This window comes from Streptomyces sp. SID3212 (assembly GCF_009865405.1).
In the GTDB taxonomy this organism is placed as follows: Bacteria; Actinomycetota; Actinomycetes; order Streptomycetales; family Streptomycetaceae; genus Streptomyces.
In genome coordinates, this window is sequence record NZ_WWJY01000494.1 from 1 (window position 1) to 2,328 (window position 2,328).

Consider the following 2,328-nt stretch of genomic DNA (forward strand, 5'->3'; position numbering starts at 1 on the left):
GGCCGACAGTCCGGCCCCGGCGGCGCACGCCGCGGCGGTGCCGGCCGCGAGTCCGAGGGCGAGACCGCCCCAGGTCCCGTCGCTCAACTCGGCCCCCGTGTAGGCACCGATCGCGTACAGCGTGCCGTGGGACAGGTTCAGCACGCCCGCGGTGCCGAAGGCGAGGCTCAGGCCGGCGGCGACCACGAACAGCAGCAGCCCGTAGGCCACGCCGTCCACCGCCGGGATGAGGTGGGCATCGAGCAGTTCCATGTCAGCCGCCGAGCGTGGCCAGGTCCTGGACCATGACGTTCGCCAGCTGGTTGCCGTCCGGCCGTACCTGGCGCAGGTACCAGGTCTGCACCGGCGCGTGGGCCTTGTCGCTGAACTCCCAGGCGCCGCGCGGGCTGTCGATCTGGCCCAGGGCCGCGATGGCCTTGTTGATGGTCCCCGGCGTCACGTCACCGGCCTTCGCGGCGTCGGCGATCGCCTTGTCCAGCACGGCCGCCGCGTCGTAGGACGCCATCGCGTACGTGGTGGGCTGCGTGTCGTGCTCGGCCGTCCAGTCGGCGGCGAACTTCCGGTTGGCGGCGTTGTCGAGGTCGGGCGCGTAGTTCAGGACGGAGTAGATGTCCTTCGCCGCGTCGCCCTGGGCCTGGAGCACACTGCCCTCGGTGACGAAGGCCGTGTACAGCGGGAGGTCGGCGATGTCGGACTGCGCGTACTGCTTGGCGAAGTCGATGGCGGCCTTGCCGGCGTAGAAGCAGTAGACCGCCTTGGCGTCCGTCTTGGCGATCTCCGCGAAGTACGGCATGAAGTTGGTGGTCTTCGGGAACGGCGTCCAGGCGGTCTTGCCGTCAGGGTTGGCGAGTTCACCCTTGACGCGCTTGAACTCCTCGGTGAAGCCGCGGAGTTCGTCGTAGCCGCCCTGGTAGTCGGGGCCGATCGCGTAGACCGGGCCGTCGACCTTCTCCTTGACGTACGGGGCGATGGCCTTGCCCGGCTCGTCGGAGAGGAAGCTCGTCGTCCACACGTACTCGAGGTCCTTGACGGGCGGCCGGCCGTTCGACCCGAGGAACGGGATCTTGGCCTGGTCGACGAGTGGCAGCACCGCGTTGACGGAGCCACCGCTGACGAGGCCCGTGAGCGCGTCGACCTTGTCCTTCTTGACCAGCTTGGTGGCGGCGGGAACGGCGGTGGGCGGGCCGTCGCCCTCGTCCGCCACGATGAGCTCGACCTTCCGTCCGCCCAGCTTGCCGTCGTGGGTGTTCAGGTACAGCTCGAAGCCGGCGCGCAGGTCGGTGCCGACCGCCTTGTACGTACCGGACAACGAGGCCACCAGGCCGACCTTCACGGTGGTGTCACCGGCGCCGCTGTCGCTGCTGCACCCGGTGACGGCCGCCAGGCCGAGGGCCAGGGCGGCGGCACCCGCCGGCCGGAGTCTGCGGCGGCGCGAGGGGGACAGGTCGAAGAACATAAGGACTCTCACTCATTAGAACGGGCAGGACGGGCAGGAGGATCTGGAGGGCCGCAAGGATCAGTGCGGTCAGGAGGACCGGTGAGGACGGAACGGCCCGGCGGTCAGCGCGAAAGCTCCGGGTTCGCGTCGCGGACCTGCGGGGACAGCGAGTCACCGACCTGGTTGATCAGCTCGGACATCATGTAGCTGACCTCGCCGATGTCCGCGTCCCTGGTCGTGGTGACCAGCAGCGAGGCGCCGCTGGAGACGGCCATCGAGAACATGTAGCCGCCCTCCATCGCCGTCAGGCTGTGCTCGACGGGATAGGTGTTCGTCAACTCGGCCGCCGCGGACAGCAGGTTGACCACTCCGGAGGCGATGGCGGCCAGCCGGTCGGCGTCGTCCCGGTCCACACCGGTGTAGGCCAGTGCCAGTCCGTCCACGGACACGGCTATCACCTGGGTGACCTCCGGGATCCGTCCGGCGAAACTGCTGAGGATCCAGCTCAGGTCGGCCGGTGAGGTCATTTCTTGCTCCGTTCGGTGGTGTCGTCGGCGGTGGAACGCCCGCGCTGGTTGGTACTCCTGTTGATCCCCTGGGCGTAGGCCGCGAGGACGTCGGAGACGTGCCGGGAGTCGCGGCGGCGGGGCGCGGGCCGGGGAGTCGTGGCACCGGGACGCTGTTCGTTGCCGTCCCGTTTGCCCAGGGTGGGCCACTGCTGCGGGGTGTTGCGCTGCCGCAGGGGCAGCCCGGAGGGGCTGACACCGGCGATGCGCGACACCGGCTCGTCGCGTACCGAGGTCCGGGGCGGTGCGGTGACGGGCTCGCGGAAGCCGGTGGCGGACGTGCCACCGCGGCCACCGTTGCCCCCGGCCGCGGGCCGGGCGCCC

At 70.3% G+C, this 2,328-nt stretch carries 2 protein-coding genes and 2 pseudogenes; all 4 read right to left on the reverse strand.

What is annotated here, in order from left to right; all coding sequences use genetic code 11:
• A pseudogene (locus tag GT042_RS15060) lies at positions 1-252 on the reverse strand (branched-chain amino acid ABC transporter permease); the annotation flags it as partial.
• A gap of 1 nt (position 253) precedes the next feature.
• Positions 254-1,456 carry an ABC transporter substrate-binding protein gene (locus GT042_RS15065; RefSeq protein ID WP_161309227.1) on the reverse strand — a complete coding sequence of 401 codons (1,203 nt, stop codon included), beginning with the start codon at positions 1,454-1,456 and terminating at the stop codon, positions 254-256.
• A gap of 104 nt (positions 1,457-1,560) precedes the next feature.
• Entirely contained in the window at positions 1,561-1,965 is a 405-nt protein-coding gene (locus GT042_RS15070; RefSeq protein ID WP_161309228.1) for a roadblock/LC7 domain-containing protein, read from the reverse strand.
• Positions 1,962-2,328 (reverse strand): annotated as a pseudogene (locus tag GT042_RS15075) (histidine kinase); the annotation flags it as partial. The gene GT042_RS15070 and the pseudogene GT042_RS15075, both read right to left, overlap by 4 nt.

Coding starts and splice junctions, on each gene's coding strand:
- GT042_RS15070 (WP_161309228.1), bottom strand. CDS start 1,965: ATGACCTCACCGGCCGACCTGAGCTGGATCCTCAGCAGTTTCGCCGGA.
- GT042_RS15065 (WP_161309227.1), bottom strand. CDS start 1,456: ATGTTCTTCGACCTGTCCCCCTCGCGCCGCCGCAGACTCCGGCCGGCG.